Genomic DNA, 15,578 nt, shown 5'->3' with positions numbered 1-15,578 from the left:
AGATTAGAATAAACATGACATGCCTATGTCCTGATTCTGAACTTATCGTTATGGTAAAGGGGATTGGATGAAGATAGAGAGATTGATCGGTATTCTTTCCGTGCTGCTTCAAAGGGACAAAGTCACGGCTCCCGAACTTGCGGAATTGTTTGAAGTTTCCCGAAGAACCATTAATCGAGACATTGAAGCACTCTGTACCGCGGGGATTCCTATTCTGACCACACAGGGAATAAACGGCGGGATTCGGATCATGGACGGGTACAGAGTAGACCGGACCATTCTTTCAAACGCTGATATGCAGGCTATCTTGGCCGGACTTCGCAGTTTGGACAGCGTAAGCGGAACGAATCGATATTTGCAGCTGATGGAAAAGTTAGCGGCCGGGACAACAACTGTGCTTCCCGGCGACGGTCATATCCTGATCAACCTTGCGCCGTGGAACAAGTCGGCTGTGTCCGCGCGAGTAGAGATGATTCATGGAGCCATCGAGGGAAAACGCTGCCTGTATTTTCATTATTCATCTCCGTCAGGAGAGAGCGACAGAAAGATTGAACCTTACTATTTGATTTTCGAATGGTCAAGCTGGTATGTATGGGGCTGGTGTAAAGAGCGAAATGATTTCAGATTGTTTAAACTGAACAGAATAACAAAAATATCGTCCGGCGAAACATTTACGCCGCGCGCTGTTCCATATCCCGATTTATCAAATGAGCGTGTTTTCCCGCATCGTTACATAGTAAAGGCAGTCATACAATCTGAATACCGTTTTCGCATACTGGAGGACTTTGGCCCCGAATCCTTCAAAGAGCAGACAGACGGCACACTTCTGTTTTCATTTGGCTTTACAGAGTTTAGCGCCATAAAGTCATGGGTGTTGTCATTTGGCGATGGAATTGAATTACTGGAGCCTTGCGAGATACGGGAAGATTTGAAGAGATTCGGGAAAGATTTAATAGAAAAATATTCTAAACATGACATACAGGTGTCCTGATTCCTCTGCTATGATAAGAATATCAAGACGATGGAGGATAAAACAATGCGGTTAGATGGATTTGGAATTTTTGTAAAAGATATGGGAACGATGGTTCGCTTTTACCGGGACGTTCTCGGATTTGAAATTCAAGAGGATGAGAATGCCAGCAATGTTTATCTGGAAAAGGATGGCACGCTTTTTCTCCTGTTCCGGCGCAGCGACTTTGAAAAAATGACTGGCCGCGGTTTTTCCTATGCAGATAAGATCAATGGGCATTATGAAATTGCGTTATCCGTCAAAGATTACGCCGCTGTCGACAGAGCGTATAAAGAAGTGATTGAAAAAGGGGCAGCACCTGTCATGCCGCCGGCAACTGAGGAATGGGGGCAGCGAACTTGTTATGTTGCCGATCCGGAAGGGAACCTGATCGAGATCGGTTCTTTCGTGAAAGGAGATGGCAAAGATGGCATTTGACTACAAAAAAGAGTATAAGGAATTCTATATGCCGAAAAACACGCCCGGCATCATAAATGTGCCGGGCATGAATTATATTGCCGTCCGTGGGCAGGGCAATCCGAATGAAGAAGACGGTGAATACAAGCGGGCGATTGGCTTGCTCTACGGCATAGCATTTACAATTAAAATGAGCAAGAAAAGCGATCGCCGCATAGACGGTTACTTCGATTATGTGATTCCTCCGCTCGAAGGTTTCTGGTGGCAGGACGGTATGCGTGGCGTCGACTATTCCCATAAGGAGTCCTTCAAATGGATCTCCGTCATCCGGCTGCCGGATTTCGTCACAAAGACTGATCTCGACTGGGCGATCAACGAGGCAGCCAAAAAAAAGAAAGCGGACTTCTCGAAGGTAGAGTTCCTGACTTATGATGAAGGAATCTGCGTTCAGTGTCTGCATATCGGCCCATACGATGATGAGCCCGCGACTGTGAAGCTTATGCATAGCTTCATGGAACAGCAGGGGTATGCGCTCGACATTACGGAACGGCGGCATCATCACGAAATCTACCTGGGAGACGCCAGAAAGGCCACGCCCGAAAAGCTGAAGACTGTCATCAGGCATCCGATAAAGAAAGCTGACAATTCAAAGTCAGCGCATTGAGGCCTCCTGATACCGACGGCCGCCTCGTCTGGACCCGCGTCCATCGCGAATACTTCCGCGATCACCCGGGAAACTTCGACCTGCGCCCGATCGGGAAGGTCTTCATGGATGAATACGCCAAGTTCATCGCCAATAAAAACGTGCTCCTCGGCTCCGCCGGTCAGCTCGACGACGTCCGCAGGTTCGTCGCGAAATAACCCGCCGTTTCAACGCTGGCAAATCAGGAAGGGCCGCCCGAGTCGCGGCCCTTCCTGTATATCAGTCCCATACCCGCGATGACCGCGGCGCGGAACGACCAGAAATCGCGCTAACCCGCCGATATCCGCCCGTCGACCAGCTCGATTTTCCGATCCGCGACGGCCTCGTTCCTCAAGTCATGCGACACCAAGACAATCGTTTTGCCTTCCTCCGTATTAATTTTCTTTAACAAGCGGATAATTTCTTTGGAGGCCTCCGAATCCAGATTTCCCGTCGGCTCGTCCGCAAGAACAACGCTCGGCGACTGGATCAACGCCCGCGCGATCGCGACCCGCTGGGCCTCGCCGCCGGAGAGCTGAGAAGGATAATGATCCGCGCGCGCGTCAAGCCCAACCAGCCGCAGCAGCTCTTCGCCCCTGATTTCCGGGGCCTCCCGAAGTTCTTTCCGAAAAGGAAGCGTCGGCAGCACGACATTCTCCAACACCGTCAACCCAGGAATCAGGCGGAACAGCTGGAAAACGACGCCGATCTCGTTCCGGCGATAGTCCGCTAGACGCGCCTCCGACGCTGACGTCAGCGGTTCGCCGCGATAAAGAATCTCGCCCGACGTCGGAACGTCCAGCGTCCCGATCAGGTTCAGCAGCGTAGACTTACCGCAGCCGGAAGGCCCGGTTATCAGCAGAAATTCGCCTTCATAAATATCAAGACTGATTTCGAAAAGCGCAGTAACGGGCCGCACGCCCGGATAGATTTTCGTAAGCTGGGTAATTTCATACAGTTTATTTTTCATTCGTCGCCCCCTGACCAAACAGCGCGTCGTAAAGGATCGCCGCCGCCTGATACAATTGTTCGACCTGGATATTCGCCATGTCGTCTAAAGCCGTATCGGCGAGCTCGTCCCCATCGCCGCAAAAACCGATCGCCGGAATCCCGGCGGCATGGAATCCATCCGTCAGACAGGCCCCATAGCCAGAGGCGGGCGTTACGTCTATTCCACGGCCTTCGCCGATCGAAACAAAGCGTTCAACCGTTTCCAGATCAGCCGTGAGCGGCGGAACCTCTTTTTTCAAAATACGCAGAGCGTCCAGGTCCTGATAACTCAATTCCCGTTCAAAATAGAAGCTGTAAAAATCTTCTTTCACGGCCAGGTCCGCGGGCTCCGCCGCCGAACCGATCAGCAGCTTTTTCCAGACGCCAAGGTGGTCGACGGACACGATCGTCCCGTACGCGCGAAATTCAGCGTCATGCTTTTTCACGTAACGGATCATGCCTTCCGGACCGAACGGAACTCCCCAAGCAAACTTTCTTTCCGTCGAGGTCAGAAATACAAGCCGGACAGATCGATCCGTCCTTCTTTCAGCCAGACGGCGCGCAACGTCGAGCAGCACGGCCGCGCCCGTTCCCGAATTCGCCCCGGGACTGCCCGGATTCGAATCGTAATGCGCGTACAGCATCACCCCAGGAGCGGAAGCGTCCTCTCCCGCGAGCGCGGCGCTGATATTCGTACCCAGGCGCATCTCCGCAAACAGATCCGTCGAATTCTGCGCTAAAACCTGCCGCAGCGGCGGGGACAGCTCGAAGAAGAAAACGGCCTTCAGATCTTCCGGTCCGTATTCCTCGAAGAAACGCTTCGTAAAAGTCTCGAACGTAGAACCTGAATTCAGCTCGACGCCGAACAGAATGATTTTGCCCTTGAGCGTTTCTTTCGCCGGGAAACCGTCATCCTCCGTCAGAAAGACAGCTTCGCCAATAATCGACCCGCCGGGCTTCAAGCGGCTTTCATGAACAAAACTTCCCGTCGTCCACAATTCCACGATTCGGTTCCCGACCTGAACCTGAAGCGTATTCGTCGGAACCGCATCGCGGGAAACGTCGAACCCCAATCTCTCCAGCGCAGCCTGAATATAATCCGCCGCGCTCGCCTCCGCCTCGTTTCCGCCGTTGCGCTCCCCCAACCGCGTCAGCGCGTTCAGGTGATTCAGGATTCGATAGCCGGAGATGTTTTCGTCCGTAACCGCGCGCCGGTGAATCTCTTCCCTGACCCAGGGGATGCGTTCGTTTAACGGCGCGTCGGAGCTCGTCAGAAAAAACGAGAATCCGATCGCAAAAACCGCCGCCAGCAGCGACAGGACGATCCCGTTTCTCCGCGGCGGAACCATCCACGGAAATTGAACATGAATCGAGCGTTCCGCCGATCGGTTCGCGCTCGTCCGGAAAATCATCCTGTTCGCGATCACCCCGGCGACGCAGAGGGACGCCGCGATCGCCGCCGCAGCAGCAGCCAACGCAGTCAGCAGCATCGAAACCTTCAGCGCCGATCCGGTCAGAAAGATAAACGCGGCGAATCCGGCGACGCTTCCAATCACGCCCCCCGCCGCGCCGGCCGCGCCGCCCTCGATCAGGATTTCAGAAAGAATCGTTCTCCGCCTCCACCCAAACGCCCGGAACAGCGCGTATTCGTCGGCGCGCTCGGAAACGTTCATCCACAAAACCGCGTACACGATCAGCGCGCTCATCAGGCTCATCGCCAGAACGATCAGCAAATGCGCATCGCCGATCTCAATCCCGATCCGGGCCCCCAGGAGGCTGACCGTCAGCTGCCGGTGATAATTCAAAATCGCAAAACCGGTAAACACGGCGCAGAAAACGCTCAGCGCCAGAGCCAGAATCGAAAGCGCGATTCGCCGCGGTCTCCGGAGGATCTGACTCAGCGCCAGACGGAAGACATTTTTCGACGGCGAATCGCCGAAACGAGCCGATCGATCCGCCGCAGGATCTTCGACGCCGCTCCCGACCGCGAAATCGGCGGCCGGCGGCCGGACGGCGGCCTTTCGGATCGCCAGATAAGCGGAAAGAAACAGGATCACGCCAAACGCGAATAAAATCAGAAGCGAACCGACCGGGTTGAAGCGAACGCCCTGCCTCGCCGAGAAAATCAAGCCGAACAGCGTCGCAACCGTAACCCCGATCAGGAACGGCACGATTTGAGCGCGGAGCAGGGCGGAAATGATATCGCGCCGGCGCCAGCCGACGGATTTCAATACGCCGACAAGGATCCGGCTGTTCTGAACCTCCAGCCGCGCCATCGTCATCTGGAAGGAAACCGCGGTCAGCGCAAATAAGAAAAAGAAGACGGCGTTAATCCGGTTGAATCCGGACGTAATCCGCGCGGCCTCGCCCAGCGTCGTCCAATTCTCCCAAACCGCGCCCGCGTCGGGAACCTCGACCCGGACTTCGCGCGGAGAGGAACCGGCGACGACGTCGACGCGCAATCCCGTCAGACTCCGAACCTGCGACGCGACGCGCTGGATCCGGGCGACGTTCTCCGGCGTATACGAATCGATCCCGCCGACGCGGACCCGAATCGAAGAAATAAAATCCTCGCGCCCGATCAGGTACTTCGCCGCCGTCAAATTCGTCAGCCCGAAAGCCGGCTGCGGAATGAACCCCGCCGGATTCAGGTCGGGACGAACTTCCGTTCCGTCCTCGCCGCGCGCGCGCGGCGGCTGGTAAATTCCGAGCGGAACGTACGTCAGCGGATCGGCGTACGAATTCAACTTCTCAAAATCGTACGTCCCGATCACGTTCAGCCGGAAGCCGGACGGACGGACGACGGCGAGCTTTCGATATAAAAGCGTCTCGGGGGGAAGATCGCACGGCTGATCCTGATAATTCGGATTTAATTTCAGCTCATGTAAATATGGGACCACGTCCGCGCCCCAGCTTCCAACGGGGCGGACCCGAAAGACCGAACCGCCGGCATCCGCCTCGTATTCGAAAGGATCCGGAAGAAGGAGAAGCTGCGTATCCGAATAAAAACTGAACCCGTTCGCTGAAAAGGAAACATTCCCGTCGGGATCAAGGAAAACGTTCCTTGTATTCAGAGCGGTAATATTGTCAGCCAGATCGACCGAATAAGACGCGGACGGAGCCGCGTCCGAATCGGCAAAAATTTCCTCCACCGCGTCCCAATCGACGGCGCCGTTCTCCACGAACCGCTCAATCGGAGTCTCGCGGGCCGAAGCGGACCAGGTTAACGTCTGATCGACGTACGCCGTCTGATTCACGATCAGCGGAATCTCCAATGATTTCAGGGCCGTATGCGATCGAACGTTCAGGAGCTTCTCGTTCTCGGATAAATACCGGTTCCCGCGCGACCGCGGAACCGAGACCGACAGCCCGGTCAGCAGGTCTTCCTGAACCGGATCGATCCCGGCGATCAGCTTCCAGCCGACCGGAAGATACCCGGTTAATATCAGGAATGGTTCCTGACCCCCGCCAATCAGGCTGTCGGCGCCAAGGCAATCAATACCGACCGGTCCGTCGCTATCCAGACAGATTACGTCGTTTTCGGCAATCAGCTGATTCTGATCCCCGGAAATCCGGTATGAAAATCGATAAATCGTATCGGGCTCCGGATCGGCGAGCTGAAAAACGATTCCCTGCGTATCGTTCAGCGCGTATCCGATCGGCGCCAGCGGCGCGGCGATCTCCACGCCATCGAGCGATTGAATCAGGCGCAGCTGGTCCAGCGTAATCCCATACGTCGCCTCGCCTAAAAAATTCCCATCCATCAACCCGTTCGATTTTTCGGTCGCGGATTGCGAATCATTCCCGCGGATCAGCAGATCATATCCGCCGCGCCAGTGATTCGAGACCGTTTCCGTAATTGCGGTATGAAATGTATTGAAGAGGATCGAGAACGCGGCCGCCCCGATCGCGACCAGCAGGAACCGCATCGCGAAAGAAAGAGGAAAACGCCGGAAAAGAAAGCTTCGTTTCATACTTCCTTAAAGAGCCATCCAGCTAAGAGAATTGGCGCGGCGGGTCTCTGCCGCGCCAATTCAAAAAATCTGCCGGTTTACTTTCATCGAAGCAGAATCCACCGTGCCACTCAGACTACAGAGAAATAGGTATTTCCGAACATTTCGACAACCGTCATTTTCAATGATCTTATCCGAATCTGAGCGCCTTGTCAAGACTTCTTTGCCGCAGTTTTTCTCCACCTCTTCACCCGGCGCAGTCCGCCGATCCCCTCGATCGCAGCATCTCAACCGCATGATCCAATACGCCGCGAATTGCGGCGAAGTTTTCCCGCGCCGCCCGCTCGCTTCCCGGCAGGTTGATGATCAGCGTTCCGCCCGTCGTCAGGATCAGGTCAACGCCTGACTCGTCGGAACAGCGGACCAGCTCCGAACGGATCCGCGCCGCGTCGTCCGGGACCAGCGTCCGCGCGGCAATCTCCCATCCGTCCGCCTCCAGCAGCGCGCAAAGCGCCGGACCGCTCGTATCGACCCGTTCGCCGCGCGAAGCCTTATCGCTGATCGTAATTACCGCCGCCGTCTTCCTCATCTCCTCCGCCCTTCGCTTCATTAATACCGTCCAAACGTGCAGTCGGGGAAATGAGCCCCCGAGCCGGGCTGACAGAGGCCGCCTTCCCCTAAACCGACGAGCGTCTCCTTCGTAAAGCGGTCGCCGGTGAAAACCTGAGGCAGCAGCACGTCAAACATCGTTACCGGCACGCTGATCGCCGAGCCGGGAACGCCCATCATCGTCACGCCGTCCCGATACGCGATCAGCGTCATGTTCCCCGGCTGCGCCGGAACGCCATGCGTCACGATTTCCGCGCCGAGCCGGCGGATCGCGCCCGGCGTCAGGTCGTCAGGATCGACCGACATCCCGCCGGTAAAAATCAGGAAATCCGCGCCCTGAGCCAGGTACTTCTCCGCCTCCGCCGTAATCATCTCCAAATCGTCGTCGCAGATCGAAACGCCGGCGATCTCCGCCGGATACCGGCTCAGCTTCGCGCGAACAACCCCCTCAAACCTGTCCTGAATTCGTCCGGAATACACCTCCGACCCGGTAATCAGGACCCCAACCTTCAATTCCCGATACGGGCGGAGATTCAACAGCTTCCTCCCTGCGCAGAGCTCTTCCGCCTGAATCAGCTGCGTTTCCTTCGTAACCAGCGGCACGATTCGCATCGACGCGAGCTTCATCCCGGCCTCGACCGGATAATGGTCCGGGAGGGTGCAAATCGTCAGATCGCCGATCAGATTTATCAACCGCAGCAGCTCCCGGTCAACCCGGAACATCCCGCGGCGCTCCGCGATCAGCGTCATTTTTCCCTCGGATGGGCCCTCGTAAACCGCGCCCTCGACCGGCGCCATCGCCGCCATGCGCCGGGCGGCGTCCTCCTCATGAATTTCGCCCGCGTTCTCCTCCCAGACGAAAACCGTACGCTTCCCGATATCCAGTAAGCTCGGAATATCCTCCTTACGGATAACGTGCCCCCGTTTAAACGCCGCGCCCTTGAACCCATCGCGCATCGCGGTGATATCATGGCAAATCGCCATCCCGACCGCTTCTTCTACCCTGACCTTTTTCATAACTTTCCCCTTTCCTGCCCTTCCTGATCCCCCGCCTCAACGCCGGGGCCTTCCGATCCTGAATACCGATCCGGAAGGAAGAGCTTCTAATCGCCAACGATCGCGACACGCTCCGGCGGAAGCTCGACGCGGATGCGTTCCGATCGGTTCGCCTCCCACCACGTTTTATCGACCTCCCAAAGCAGCGCCTTCGTCCCCGCCGTTTCAGCCGCCTTCAAAACCAGCGTGTACGTAAACGGATTCTCGACCGCCCGTTCCACTCGGCAATCGATCCCGTCTCCGTCCCCGGCCGGCCGGAGATCGCGGGCGCGGATCGCGGCGTACGTCCCGTCCGAGCTTTCGCCCCGGACCGTCAGCTCCGCGCCCCAGTCCGCCGCGTAAAACCGCGTCTCGCCGAGCCGCTCTCCCCGCGAAAGATTCTTGTACCCGGTCAGCCGCGCCGCGCTTTTCGTCCGCGGGTCCGAAAAAACCTCGTCCTTCAACCCGAACCGCTCGATCCGCCCCGCGTTCATAACCGCGATTTTATCCGCCAAACGATAAACCTCCTCCTGGTCATGCGAAACGAGGATCACCGTTTTCCCAAACCCGCGTAAAACCTCGCCGACCTCGCGTTCGAGCTGAAAGCGTAAATGACTGTCCAGCGCAGAAAACGGCTCGTCCAGCAGCAGGATCCTCGGTCCGGAGACCAGGATCCGCGCCAACGCGACGCGCTGCTGCTGCCCGCCGGAAAGCTGGCTCGGATACCGGTTAACCAGCCTGCGCAGCCCGAAGCTTTCGATCACAGATTCGGTCAGTCTGGCGCGTTGGGCACTGTTTTTTTCGCGCCGCGCCCCAGCCTGAATATTCTGCTGGACGGTCATATTCGGAAAGAGCGCGTAGCTCTGAAAAAGCAGCCCGGTCCGACGCTGCTGCGGCGTGAGATGGATCCGCGCCCCGGAATCGAACAGATCCACGCCGTCGACCATAATCTTTCCGCTGTCCGGCTTCTCGATCCCCGCAATCGATTTCAGCGTCATGCTCTTTCCGCAGCCGGACGCCCCCAACAGCGCGATGATCTCGTTCCCGCCGGAAAATTGGACGTCGAGGCGGAAATCGCCAAAGTTCTTGCGGATATCCGCGAAAATGGACATGCGCTATTCCTCCGCCGCGTTTTGCCGGACACCCGTCGTTTTGCCCGCCTTGCGCTCCAGCATGTTCACCGTCATCAGGACGACGAACGAAATCGCCATGTTCACCAGGACCCACCGGAACGCCAGCGCGTCGTCGTTCGTCCGCCAGAGCTGATAAACCGTCGTCGAAATCGTCGACGTCCGCCCGGGGGTATACCCGGTAATCATGCTCGTCGCGCCATACTCCCCGAGCGCGCGGGCGAAAGCCAGGACCGTTCCCGCCAGAATCCCCTGCCGGCAGCAGGGCATCCGGATCCGCCAGAAAATATACGTGTTGGATAAGCCGATCGACTGGCCCGAATAGGCGAGCGTTTCGTCAAACGATTCGAACGCGCCGCGCGCCGTCCGGTACATCAGCGGAAAAATGACGACCGTCGTCGCGAAAATCGCCGACCACCAGGTCATCGTCAGCTTCAATCCGAATTCCGATAAGAACCATGCCCCGATCAGGCGCTTCGGACCCAAAACGCGGAGGAGCAGGTAACCGACAACCGTCGGCGGGAGAACCAGCGGCAACGTTAAAAGAACGTCTAAAACCCCTTTGACGATCTTCGGCGCTTTCGCGATCGTGTACGCGGCGAAGATTCCGACGAAAAAGATGATGACCGTACTGATCGCCGAAATTCGCAGCGAGTTCCACAATGGGAATAAATCCAAATTCACCGGCCTTTCCGAACGCGCTTCGCCGCCGTTCGACGGCGGCGCGATTCAATTATTTCGCCCGCAGCTCGCGGACGGACCCGGAAAAAAGGCGTTTCGGAAGCCGGGATCCGACTTTCGAAACGCCTCATGGCTCGCACAAATCGCGGACCCCTTACTTTTCGGCCTGAATCGGAGTAAACCCGACCGCTTCAAAAACCTTCCCACCCTCGTCGCTCTGAAGGAAATCGAGAAACGCTTCGGCGGCCTCGACGTTCTTCGACGGCTTCATGATCGCGGCAGGGTAGATCACCTGCCCGCACATTTCTTTCGTGGCCGTATCAACGACGGTCAGCTTCGCGGAATACGCGTCCGTCTGATAAATAATTCCCGCGTCGACCGTCCCTTCGGAGACCTGCGTCGTGACCTCTTTCACGTTCGAACCGTAGGTGACGCTTCCCGCTTTCCCCAGGGCCTCCTCGTCCAATTCAAGAAAAGCCAGGATTTTCTGCGTATACTGACCAACCGGAACGTCGGAATTCCCGATCGCCAGAAGAACCTTCCCGGCTTCGAGCTTAGCTTTCAGGTCGTCATACGAGGAAATTCCAGCGGGATTGCCCTCCGGGACGGCTAACGCGACTTTATTTTCGAGAAAATTGAACCGCGAACCTTCCAGAACGAAATCCAGCTCATCCGGATTCGCGTCCTTCGCCGCGCTGATATCGAGCTGATTCATTTGCTTCTGCCCCGCCGAAATAAAAATATCGACGTCGGCGCCTTCCTGAATCTGGGTTTTCAGCGTACCTGACGAATCAAAATTGAAAACGATCTTCACGTTCGGATGCAGCTCCATGTACCGTTCACCCAGCTCCGACAACGTCTCGGTCATCGACGCCGCGCCGAACACGATTAATTCAACCGGCTCCGCGTCGTCTTCTGCCTCCTGAGCGGATACCGAAACCGCGGCGGCCGCGAAAAGAAATACCGCCGCCAGAATAACGCCAAACAGATACAGCATAGACTTCATATACTCCTCCAGGTAAAAAAATAAGATTCCCGCCCTGTCATGAAAATCAGACCGGCGACAGGGTATGGCGATTCATCAACCCTGTTTATAATAAGAATACTTATTTTTTGAGCTTCCGTCAACTAAGACCATTTTTTCCATGACCCACGCGAAAGCCCGCCGCCGGCTGAACCGTTCCAAACGCCGTAAACCGCGCCGGCCGTGATTTAAACGAAAACCCCCGCGCTGGCAGCAGATCGCCACGCAGGGGTTTTTGAAGCCAAGCCGTGAAAACCAGCGGATCAACCCTCCGCCAACGCCGCCGCCAAGCGTTCCTCCGCTTCGCCGAACAGCTCTTCGCAGTAACGCAGGTAATCGGCCTTCCCCTGATCCGTCACGAAGAGGACCTCATGGAACGAACGCAGCGCCCCCTTATTCAGGAGATACTTCGAAGCGCGTTCGACCCGCTTCGGCGCCCAGCCCAAATGCAGCGGGAGCGACGACAGGCTGTTTTCGCGCTCCTCGATCGCGCTTCCCGCGTGGTTCATCAAATGCGTCAGCAGCGTAAAACGGTCGAACTCGACCTTTCGCGTCCAGTAGCGGATGAGCTCGCTGATCATCCCGCGCTTCGGCGCAAACAGGAACGCCAGCAGGAACATCAGCCCGCAGACAACCGCCATGCAGCCCGCGATCGAAACGTCGAGCCAGACCGCCGCCGCGTATCCGAAGACACCGGACAGCGCTCCGATCAGCGCGCTCAGCGCAAACTGCGCCTTGAGATTGTTCGTGAGAAACGTCGCCGTGACCGGCGGAATAATCATGAACGCGACGACGAGAACCGAACCGACCGCCTCGAACGCCACGACCGACGTCATCGACGCCAGCAGCATCAGGACATAATGTACCGTGACCGGCGAAAATCCGATCGCGGCGGCGAAAGCCGGATCAAACGTCGTCAGACGGAGTTCTTTATAAAAAATCCCGATGACCGACAGGTTGATCAGCAGCACCGCGCCCGAGGTATAAAGCGAGCGCGCCCCAAGGTCCCGTCCGAACAGGACCAGGCGGTCGAACGGCGCGAACGCCAGCTCGCCCAGAAGAACGCTGTCGGTATCGATATGGACCGAACGCGCGTTCATCGCGATCAGGATAATCGCGACCGAAAACAGTGTCGAAAAAACAACCCCGATCGCCGCATCTTCCTTAACCAGGTTGGTATCCGCCAGCTTTTCCGTCAGCCAAACCGTAAACACCCCCATCAGCGTCGCCCCAACGATCAGCCACGGCGAACTCAGGTCACGCGTCTGGAAAAAAGCCAGAACGATCCCCAGCAGGATCGAATGCGTAATCGCGTCTGTCATCATCGACATATGCCGGAAGACGAGGAACGCGCCCGGGAGCGCGCAGGCCGCGGATATCAGCGCCGCGATCAGAGAAATTTCCGCGCTCGCGCTCATCTCCCGCCTCCAACCTCCCCGCGCAGCTGGCTCCGAAACCGCGCCCGCTCAATCAGCCGCGCGAGGATCCCGCGCCGCGGCGCGAAAAAGACGCTGAAAACCGCGATCGCGCTGACGCAGACGACAATCACCGGCCCGGTCGGCATCTCCGGTACGATTGAACTGATCAGCGTCCCGCCAACGCCGGCGGCCGCGCCGAAAACCGCCGCCAGCGCGACCATCTTCGGAAGCCGGTTCGTCCACTGCCGCGCCGCGACCGCCGGCGTGATCAACATCGCGCTCATCAGGATCACGCCGACCGTCTGGAGCCCGATCAGGATCGCGCAAACGATCAGGAACGTCAGGATCGCGTTGATCTTCGCGGAGCTGAACCCGATCGTCTCGCCATACGCGCTGTCAAACGTGAAGAGCAGGAACTCTTTCCAAAGCAAAACGACCGTCCCAATCAGGATCCCGCCGACAATCAGCATCAGCACGACATCCCCGCGGCGCATCGTCGACGCCTGCCCATAGATGAACCGTTTCAGCCCCGCCTGATTCGCGTTCGGAAGATTCTGCGAAAACGTCAGCAGCGCCATTCCAAGCCCGAAGAAAACGGAAAGCACGATCGCCTGAGCCGCGTCAGCTTTGACTTTGGAATGCCGCCCGATCAGGGTAACGATCCCGGCGGAGAGGAAACCGCTGATCAGCGCGCCGAGCAGGAGAATCCCGCCATTCTTCTCGCCCGTCGTCAAAAAAGCCAGAACGACGCCGGGGAGCGCCGAATGCGAAACGCAGTCCCCCAATAGGCTCTGTTTCCGGAGGACGGCGAAACTTCCCAGGACCCCGCTGATCACCCCCAGCATCGCCGAGCCCAGCGCGACGACCTGAAACGTATAATCATGAAAGATCTCAAGAACCGCATCGATCATGCCAGCCCGCCTTTGAAAGCCGGCGTAAGGAACTCCTTCCCGCCGTACGTCCGCGTCAGGTTCTTTTCGCAGAAAACCGACTGGACCGGGCCGCTATCGATCAGGTGCAGATTGATCAGCGCGACATGGTCGAACGTTCCTTCAACCGTCTGAAGGTTGTGATGCACAACGACGACCGTTTTCCCGTCCGCGATCAGCCCTTTCAGCAGCGTGACGATCGCCTTTTCGGTCCTGGCGTCGACGCCCTTGAACGGCTCGTCCATCAGGTAAATATCCGCGTTCTGAACCAAAGCGCGCGCCAGGAGGACGCGCTGCTGCTGACCGCCGGACAACTGATCGATCTGACGTTTTGCGTATTCTTCCATTCCGACCGCGTGCAGCGCTTCCACCGCCGCCGCCCGATCCGCTTTTCGAGGACGCCGAAACCATCCCAGACGTCCATACCGGCCCATCATGACAACGTCCAGGACGTTGACCGGGAAATCCCGGTCAACGCTCCCGTTTTGCGGTACGTACGCGATAAAATCTTTTCCGGCGCTCGCCGTCTTTGTCGGGAATTTAATAGAACCGGAAATCGGCTTTACCAGACCTAAAATTGCCTTCAGCAGCGTCGTTTTTCCCGCTCCGTTCGGACCGATAACCGCGGTCAGCGTACCGGCCTGAATTTCCAGATCGATATCCCATAGAACCGGCTTTACGTCATAAGCGACGGTCAGATCTTCAATAACAATAGCCGCTTCCGATTCCATTTAGTCTTACATACCTCCTTTCAACGCGTTCACGATCGTGTCGACGTTGGCCCGGACCATTCCGATATACGTCCCCGCGTCCGTATCCGCGTCGCCCAGCGCGTCCGAATACAGCTCGCCGCCGATCGCGACGTCGAAACCGCGCGCTTTAACCGCGTCCTGAAGCGCTTCGACGTTTTTCACCGGGACAGACGATTCGATAAAAATCGCGCGGATCTTTTTCGCCGCAATCAGCGCAGCTAAATCGCTGACCGCCGAAGTACTCGCCTCGGCGTCCGTACTGATCCCCTGAAGACCGCGAACTTCGATCCCATACGCGCGGCCGAAATAACGGAACGCGTCATGCGCCGTGATCAGGACACGCTGATCTTCCGGGAGCTCTTCAACGCGGGCCTTAATATAAACTTCGAGCTCGTCCAATTCTTTCAGGTAAGTCTCGAGGTTCGCTTCGTAATCCGCCGCGTTCGCCTCGTCCAGTTCAGCTAACGCCGCAGAGACGTGAACAGCCGCCTGCTTCCAGAGGGAAACGTCGAACCAGATATGCGGATCGAAAATTTCCGGATTATTTTCGTCGGATAAAAGACCTTTTTTCTCGATCCCGTCCTCAAGACAAATCGTTTTGTGGTTCTGCGCGTCGAGCGATTCAAAAACCTCGCCCATCTTACCTTCAAGATGCAGCCCATGATACGCGACAACGTCTGAATTCTGAAGCTTCGCGACTGCGCCGGCCCCTGCCTGGTACAGGTGCGGATCCACGCCGGGACCCATCAGCGCGCTGACGTCGACATGATCCGCGCCGATCCGATCGATCAGATCGGCCAGCATCGTCGTCGTCGCGACGATTTTTATCGGTTTGCCTTCCGCCCGGGCCGCCCCGAACGTCAGGAACGCTATCGCAACCGCCAGAAGGACCGCCGCGTAAGCGACTGTCGACAATCGTTTTGAAATACAAGAATGGTTCATTTTTATT

The 15,578-nt window shown here is 57.1% G+C and carries 16 protein-coding genes; 4 read left to right on the top strand and 12 right to left on the bottom strand.

Annotated elements, in window-relative coordinates:
- The first annotated feature begins 67 nt into the window (after positions 1–67).
- From BEQ56_03780 to BEQ56_03765, 4 genes are read left to right on the top strand one after another with little or no spacing between them, the layout of a single operon-like run.
- Entirely contained in the window at positions 68–991 is a 924-nt protein-coding gene (locus BEQ56_03780) for a DNA-binding transcriptional regulator (protein AOH42671.1), read from the top strand.
- Between the two features lie 45 nt (positions 992–1,036).
- Complete coding sequence (locus BEQ56_03775; GenBank protein ID AOH44391.1) at positions 1,037–1,447, top strand: glyoxalase; 411 nt, start codon at positions 1,037–1,039, stop codon at positions 1,445–1,447.
- Positions 1,437–2,090: a transcriptional regulator gene (locus tag BEQ56_03770; protein ID AOH42670.1), complete on the top strand. Its 654-nt coding sequence runs from the start codon at positions 1,437–1,439 to the stop codon at positions 2,088–2,090. Before BEQ56_03775 ends, BEQ56_03770 begins: the two co-directional genes overlap by 11 nt.
- Positions 2,087–2,287: a hypothetical protein gene (locus BEQ56_03765; protein AOH42669.1), complete on the top strand. Its 201-nt coding sequence runs from the start codon at positions 2,087–2,089 to the stop codon at positions 2,285–2,287. Before BEQ56_03770 ends, BEQ56_03765 begins: the two co-directional genes overlap by 4 nt.
- 110 nt (positions 2,288–2,397) lie before the next feature.
- On the opposite strand, the gene BEQ56_03760 is transcribed toward BEQ56_03765, so the two are convergent.
- The 12 genes from BEQ56_03760 to BEQ56_03705 all read right to left on the bottom strand — a co-directional run bounded on the left by BEQ56_03760 (position 2,398) and on the right by BEQ56_03705 (position 15,571).
- Positions 2,398–3,066, bottom strand: coding sequence for a hypothetical protein (locus BEQ56_03760; protein ID AOH44390.1), 669 nt, complete (start codon positions 3,064–3,066; stop codon positions 2,398–2,400).
- 1 nt (position 3,067) lies between these two features.
- The gene (locus tag BEQ56_03755) at positions 3,068–7,072 is read right to left on the bottom strand and encodes a hypothetical protein (GenBank protein AOH42668.1); all 4,005 of its coding nucleotides are present in this window, start codon (positions 7,070–7,072) and stop codon (positions 3,068–3,070) included.
- 226 nt (positions 7,073–7,298) lie between these two features.
- Entirely contained in the window at positions 7,299–7,640 is a 342-nt protein-coding gene (locus BEQ56_03750) for a hypothetical protein (GenBank protein AOH42667.1), read from the bottom strand.
- A 20-nt stretch (positions 7,641–7,660) separates the two neighbouring features.
- The gene (locus BEQ56_03745) at positions 7,661–8,677 is read right to left on the bottom strand and encodes a molybdopterin-binding protein (GenBank protein AOH42666.1); all 1,017 of its coding nucleotides are present in this window, start codon (positions 8,675–8,677) and stop codon (positions 7,661–7,663) included.
- Between the two features lie 86 nt (positions 8,678–8,763).
- Positions 8,764–9,807, bottom strand: coding sequence for a hypothetical protein (locus tag BEQ56_03740; GenBank protein ID AOH42665.1), 1,044 nt, complete (start codon positions 9,805–9,807; stop codon positions 8,764–8,766).
- A 3-nt stretch (positions 9,808–9,810) separates the two neighbouring features.
- Positions 9,811–10,503 (bottom strand): molybdenum ABC transporter permease subunit, encoded by a 693-nt coding sequence (locus BEQ56_03735; GenBank protein ID AOH42664.1) that lies wholly within the window; start codon positions 10,501–10,503, stop codon positions 9,811–9,813.
- Positions 10,504–10,660: 157 nt separating this feature from the next.
- Positions 10,661–11,503 carry a molybdate ABC transporter substrate-binding protein gene (locus tag BEQ56_03730; GenBank protein AOH42663.1) on the bottom strand — a complete coding sequence of 281 codons (843 nt, stop codon included), beginning with the start codon at positions 11,501–11,503 and terminating at the stop codon, positions 10,661–10,663.
- An 84-nt stretch (positions 11,504–11,587) separates the two neighbouring features.
- Positions 11,588–11,797 carry a hypothetical protein gene (locus tag BEQ56_03725; protein AOH42662.1) on the bottom strand — a complete coding sequence of 70 codons (210 nt, stop codon included), beginning with the start codon at positions 11,795–11,797 and terminating at the stop codon, positions 11,588–11,590.
- A complete protein-coding gene (locus BEQ56_03720; protein ID AOH42661.1) occupies positions 11,794–12,948 on the bottom strand; it encodes a zinc ABC transporter permease in 1,155 nt (384 codons plus the stop codon). The genes BEQ56_03725 and BEQ56_03720 overlap by 4 nt, the downstream gene beginning before the upstream one ends.
- Positions 12,945–13,856, bottom strand: coding sequence for a zinc ABC transporter permease (locus BEQ56_03715; protein ID AOH44389.1), 912 nt, complete (start codon positions 13,854–13,856; stop codon positions 12,945–12,947). Before BEQ56_03715 ends, BEQ56_03720 begins: the two co-directional genes overlap by 4 nt.
- Entirely contained in the window at positions 13,856–14,608 is a 753-nt protein-coding gene (locus BEQ56_03710) for a hypothetical protein (GenBank protein ID AOH42660.1), read from the bottom strand. Before BEQ56_03710 ends, BEQ56_03715 begins: the two co-directional genes overlap by 1 nt.
- A gap of 6 nt (positions 14,609–14,614) precedes the next feature.
- Positions 14,615–15,571 (bottom strand): manganese transporter, encoded by a 957-nt coding sequence (locus BEQ56_03705; protein AOH42659.1) that lies wholly within the window; start codon positions 15,569–15,571, stop codon positions 14,615–14,617.
- Between the last annotated feature and the right edge of the window lie 7 nt (positions 15,572–15,578).

It is taken from the genome of Anaerolineaceae bacterium oral taxon 439, from assembly GCA_001717545.1.
In the GTDB taxonomy this organism is placed as follows: domain Bacteria; phylum Chloroflexota; class Anaerolineae; order Anaerolineales; family Anaerolineaceae; genus Flexilinea.
Note: the sequence above shows the minus strand (reverse complement) of the source record. Positions and strands in the feature narration are given on the sequence as shown.